Raw genomic sequence first — 5,433 nt, 5'->3', positions numbered from 1 at the left:
CTAAGGGGTCTCTTGGCTTTTCTACATTTACATAAATAGCCTGACCATCACTTTCACCTATATAAATAACTTTCCTAAAAAACATCCTTCATCCTTTCTAGCAATATTAAAATAGAGCAAAGTTACTCCAATCCCATTTTCCGTGTGCCAATCCATCATAAACGGTATTAGCAGCAGCATTGACGACATACCCAGCAAATGCTCCTGCAAGAGTACCGACGACAGGAAGAGGAATCATGCTACCAATAGCAGCTCCAGCATAAATCGCACCTACAGCTGTTGAAGTGTGTGCAACACCATCAATAACAGCACTAGTTTCTCCATATTGCTCTTTTCGTTCTAAATAGGTAATACCTCCATCAAGCACTGCAAGGGCACCTCCAACAGCACCAACACTCTTTAAAAAGCCTTTGAAGCCTGTTCCTCGCACCAACTTCCCAGTACCATTAATAATTTCATCCGTATGCTTAGCACTTTTTACAATATTAAACCTGCTGACATCACCACTAACCTGTCTCCAAGTCTTATACCCTGTTCTAGTGCTCGCTACAGGCTTTCCATACCATGTTCCATTCTTAATTTTTCGATAGCTTGCTATCCCCTCTGCTATAGCCAAATTAACAGTTGAAGAATAGCTTATAGCAGTCCCTATTTTCTTCATCAAGTTTAATGCATTAAGAAGCGTCTCATCTTTTTTAATTTTACCCAAATCTTTATTAACAGTCTTAGAAACTAACCCTAACAGTTCCACTGGTGTCGAGTCGTTTGCTTTAGTGGAAATTTTCTCAACTGCCTTTAAGAAATCTTGGCTACTATAGAATGCCTTGGCTTCCGCATCAGTAAATGAAAGACCCGCCATAGTAGAAAGACTTTCTAAAGTTTGGGTTTGCGACTGCAATACCTTACTATACTCATCTCCTCGCTTCCAACCATTGAAGCTCGCCATATTCGTCTTGGTATCTGTTAAGATCTTCTTACCTTCTGACAAAGGGGTCGTAATTGTACTAGCGTCTGGATTCGTCAGACTGAGAATATCAGAGATAGAGCTATAAATAGTTGCAGTTGCTTTATCCACCGTACTAATATTGGTCTCCAAATCTGAAAAACCATCCAAAAGCCCCTGCAAATATTCTGTATCAATAATCGCATCCGCCGCTGTCTCTGAGACTGTTGATTTAAACTGTTCGATAGTCTTATCATACTGAGCAGAAAGAACGGCTAAAGCATTAGAAAAATTCATCAATAAGGGAACCTGATGATTGATAATTTCGTTGCAAAAGCTATTTAAAACTAGCGAAAATGTAATCTCTTTGGCTACATAGAATAAAAAATACTGTAACATCTGTATAGCACTTTTCAATTGGATTAGAACCTCAAATTAATGTCAGATGAGTTTATTAGTCTTCTTGCCAAACTCTCCTTAATAAAAGGAATAAATACGTTCACGTAGTATTTTTAATGTTCTACTTCTTATTTTTTTAGTAATTGTATACCTGTATTTGTTAGATTGTTCGAGTCAATTTGGAAACAATCAACTATTCAATAACACATAATCCAGGACTACACTTCGTTACAAACAACCTTAGAGTAAAACTTAACTAATCATTTTTGATTTTAATACAAGGGGGTATTAACGATATTTCTATTTTGGGATAACATCTATTCCGAAACTACCAATGAATCAGATTTGATATGAACGATTTAAGGGTTTAACTCATGTTTTTCTATCAGTCACTTATACATAATACTTCACTTATTATACGGATAATTTTGGACTTTGTGCTTGTTAGTAAATTTCATAATAAAAAAACCAAAAGTTAGATTTTTAGTATCTAACTTTCGGGAGTAGCTCAATCACTCTCTCTAATTTTCATCAATTTAATATAGTTACTTCCAATAGAAAATAATTTTAACTATTTTAGTCAAATATCAAAATAGGATTACTGTCCTAATGATTAAATGCACAGAGAATCGTCCATACAGTTGGCAAGGTTTACTCACTCTCATTACAAAGATTTCTTTTTATAAGTATAGCAAAAAGTATGTTTACAGATGAATAGGCAAAACTTGCTTGAAAATCAAGATGTCTACCTAGTACTTTAAACAAAAGAAAGGCTTATATTTTCTAGAGCCCAATAATTCTATAAGATACGGATATATGAAATCAGAAAAAATAAATACCAAGTTAGTTACAAGATAAAAACTCTTCCATAGATACTTTCTATAAATACTCCGAACTATTAAAAATTAATTATGAAATAAAGTCTTTCATAATAAGCAATTCAACACCGGCCAGTTGTTCTATGAGTCTTCTTTTTTAAAATAGCCAACAAATAATTCTATATATTGCAATTCACCTTGTGAAATAATATGGTAGAAAGGCGTTGCTATGTCTAAATTATTTTCTTCCAACGTCAGGATTAACTTAGCAAATCCTATCTCTGTCAATTCAGCAAAATTTCCTTGAATAACAGTTTTCAATAAGTTGTCAACCTCAAAATATGTTGAAAATTCATATCCTTCTAATTGGAAATAATCATTCCAGATAGGTACGAATAATTCAAGATCAACTATTTCATTGAGTGGAACATTGTTTAAACTATAAAAAAATGGACCTTTCACTTGATAGCCTGACTCTATAATGCCTGAAATAAAATTTTCTAAATTTTTATCCATTTCATTGTAGTGAAAAGATACTTTTTTTCTAACTACGTTTTGGAAAGCTATTTTTTCAACTTTTACAACATCTATGGGCAATCTCATTACACTTTCTCAACCTCACAATACAAGTCTACAACATAGTCACCATAAAGGTCCAAAACAACATGAAAAATATTTACCAATCTATATCCTTCTTTCGAAATTTCTCTTTCAATCTCCTCGTAAGGAATAGCTTCTTCTTGATCATAATGACGATAATAAAAGTCGGTTATTAAATTTAAAGATTTCTGAAAGAAAATACCCGAGGTATTTTCTTTCACTTGCTCAAGTTTATTACCTAATGTTGTAAAAACCAAAATATCTTGAATGTCGTCTGATGGTAAATATGTAAAGTAGGTAGGACCATCAAAATATAGGTCATCTCCCATCATTAAACGCTTAAATCCCTCTGAAGCTTCCTTTAACTGACTGTAGAAAGAGGACTCCGACTCAATGGTAAGTTCAAATCCAATCGCATTTTTTAAGCTTAATTGCCTTCTTTTAAATTTCATTTATTTTCCTCGTTTCATCTTTTTGACCTGATAATAAATAAAACTAATAGCGGTATCCAAAAGAATTGAATAACCAAAAATTCTTATTGTCCATATAAGCCAAATCGGGCTATTTTCAGCATTTATCTTAAGTATCTTCAAACACACTGCAAGAGTCAAAAATAAGACAATTTCTATTACCAAGCGATACTTGGCCTTTTTAAGGTCTATGGTTTTCAAAAAGGACTCTCTCTTGGCTTCCTTAGGTACTTCTTCCCAATAGGTCTTATCCTTACTTCTTAGATAAAGTAGATAACCAACTTCGACGATTAATCTTGAAAAAGCTGAAATAAACACTATATTGCTCACAATCCCAAATGTTTGCACATAATAACCGGATAAACTAGCCAACCCTCCGCCTAACAAAGTAACTCCTAGAATAATCCAAAGGGATGGTTTACTGTAAACACTTGAAAAGGCTATATAGTTAGCAGTTGTTCGTTTTTCTGAAAATCCTTTTCTTAGTTGCTTTTTTAACCAACTGGCATTATAAACAATTAACCCCATGAATAAACCAATGGAACTTAACCAATAAATCAGCGAGTAGATCAGCGAATTTTTTAGAACCTCATTCGTTAAAATAGTGAGAATATAATTCATTAAAACCAATGAAAGATGGATCCCATTGATTAGTACAAAGAGCATCGCAGTACTAAAGAGTTGATGTTTATAGATGAACGTCTTGCTGAATGACATAATCTGACAGCCCAGCATGAGCAATAGAAGGAGACATAGAAAAAGAAAAGGGACATTAGAAAAGGGATCTACTGTGAATTGCTCCTTGATAAAAAAATATATGTGAGTCAGGTCGATGCTCAATACAAACAAACCAGCCCAGGCCAAACTCAACATTCTAACAGAAGCTCGCGTGGAACCCAGCGCTTGAAAATATTCCTTATTTAATGCTTCTGACCGAAAGTCTTCTCCATATTTAATCACTTCCCACCTCCAAAGAAATTAGCAATAGAATCGTCTATACCTTTTGCAAATGATTGTACATGCTGAACTGCACTTTTACCAGTATTACCAATATTCGTATTAATTAGAGTGTTTATTCCTATACCAGCCAAAGCACCGACAGCAGTTCCTAACGGAGGTAAGAAGAAAGAGCCTATAGCTGCACCTGCAGCAGTTGCACCTGCACCTGCACCGATTGAGATAGTCGCATCAATTGTTGCATTTCTTAGTTCACGTCCTTGGATTCCATCACTAAAATCAATATTATTTGTAGCACTTTCAACCACAGTAAATGCAGTTCCAAGAGCACCAAGAAATTTACCAGTTTTGGTAAAGGTAGAAGCATTTTTCCAAGTACTTGGTTTGAAATCTGTTACCACACTTTTAATAGACTCTGTAAATCCTGACTTAGCTGCGTTGCCTATTGCTTTAAAATTAAGACCACCACCTGGTTTAAAAGCATAATTTATACCAGCCAAATCAATGTCCAACGCTTTCTCAAAGGTTCTCCCTGGAGCTGTGACTTGTCTTCCACCTCCTCCTTGATTAAATACAACCTTATCAAGAGCACGATAATTGCCTGTACTTGTTACAAACTCTAACTGAGTCCCTTTCTTATTAAAGTATTTTTTGAAATTTTTAATAAATTCAGGAATCACTTCCCCATCCTTAATAGGAATCGCAAAACCTTGGGCATCTTTCACAATTTCCATGCCGTTTAGGTACATCTTCCCTTTTAAGAAAGTAATTGAAGTCGAAACCCCTTCGTTTCCATCTTTAACCTTGTTAACTAAGTTATTCCATTCTTCAACAGAAATCCCTAAAAACTCTGCAGCCTTCTTTGCATCAGACTCCTGACTTCCTTTTCTCTTTCCTAAATCTTTATTAATAGTCTTAGAAATTAACCCTAACAGTTCTACTGGTGTTGTGCCATCTGCTTTGGAGGAGATTTTCTTAACTGCCTTTAAGTAATCTTGGCTATTGTAGAACGCCTTGGCTTCTGCATCAGTAAATGAAAGACCTGCCATAGTAGAAAGACTTTCTAAAGTTTGAGTTTGCGACTGCAGTACCTTGCTATACTCATCTCCTCGCTTCCAACCATTGAAGCTAGCCATATTCGTCTTGGTATCTGTTAAGATCTTTTTACCTTCTGACAAAGGGGTCGTTATCGTACTAGCATCTGGATTCGTCAGACTGATAATGTCAGAGATAGAGCTATAAATCT

The 5,433-nt window shown here is 34.9% G+C and carries 4 protein-coding genes and 1 pseudogene; all 5 read right to left on the bottom strand.

All coding sequences use genetic code 11. The features are described from left to right. Window positions 1–106: 106 nt before the first annotated feature. On the bottom strand, window positions 107–1,342 hold the full coding sequence (locus Q0191_RS01630; protein ID WP_297663224.1) for a T7SS effector LXG polymorphic toxin: 1,236 nt from the start codon (window positions 1,340–1,342) through the stop codon (window positions 107–109). A 959-nt stretch (window positions 1,343–2,301) separates the two neighbouring features. Then, complete coding sequence (locus Q0191_RS01625; RefSeq protein WP_015604304.1) at window positions 2,302–2,763, bottom strand: DUF5085 family protein; 462 nt, start codon at window positions 2,761–2,763, stop codon at window positions 2,302–2,304. Then, window positions 2,763–3,212 (bottom strand): hypothetical protein, encoded by a 450-nt coding sequence (locus Q0191_RS01620; protein ID WP_015604303.1) that lies wholly within the window; start codon window positions 3,210–3,212, stop codon window positions 2,763–2,765. The genes Q0191_RS01625 and Q0191_RS01620 overlap by 1 nt, the downstream gene beginning before the upstream one ends. Continuing rightward, on the bottom strand, window positions 3,213–4,103 hold the full coding sequence (locus Q0191_RS01615) for a hypothetical protein (protein ID WP_306416517.1): 891 nt from the start codon (window positions 4,101–4,103) through the stop codon (window positions 3,213–3,215). A gap of 83 nt (window positions 4,104–4,186) precedes the next feature. After that, window positions 4,187–5,433 (bottom strand): annotated as a pseudogene (locus tag Q0191_RS01610) (hypothetical protein); the annotation flags it as partial.

It is taken from the genome of uncultured Streptococcus sp. (genome assembly GCF_938036805.1).
Classification (GTDB): domain Bacteria; phylum Bacillota; class Bacilli; order Lactobacillales; family Streptococcaceae; genus Streptococcus.
This window is presented reverse-complemented; position numbering and strand designations above follow the sequence as displayed.

What these genes read in the sequence shown, in the direction of transcription:
- Q0191_RS01630 (WP_297663224.1), bottom strand. Translation starts at nt 1,342, where the DNA reads ATGTTACAGTATTTTTTATTCTATGTAGCCAAAGAGATTACATTTTCG.
- Q0191_RS01625 (WP_015604304.1), bottom strand. Translation starts at nt 2,763, where the DNA reads ATGAGATTGCCCATAGATGTTGTAAAAGTTGAAAAAATAGCTTTCCAA.
- Q0191_RS01620 (WP_015604303.1), bottom strand. Translation starts at nt 3,212, where the DNA reads ATGAAATTTAAAAGAAGGCAATTAAGCTTAAAAAATGCGATTGGATTT.
- Q0191_RS01615 (WP_306416517.1), bottom strand. Translation starts at nt 4,103, where the DNA reads ATGTTGAGTTTGGCCTGGGCTGGTTTGTTTGTATTGAGCATCGACCTG.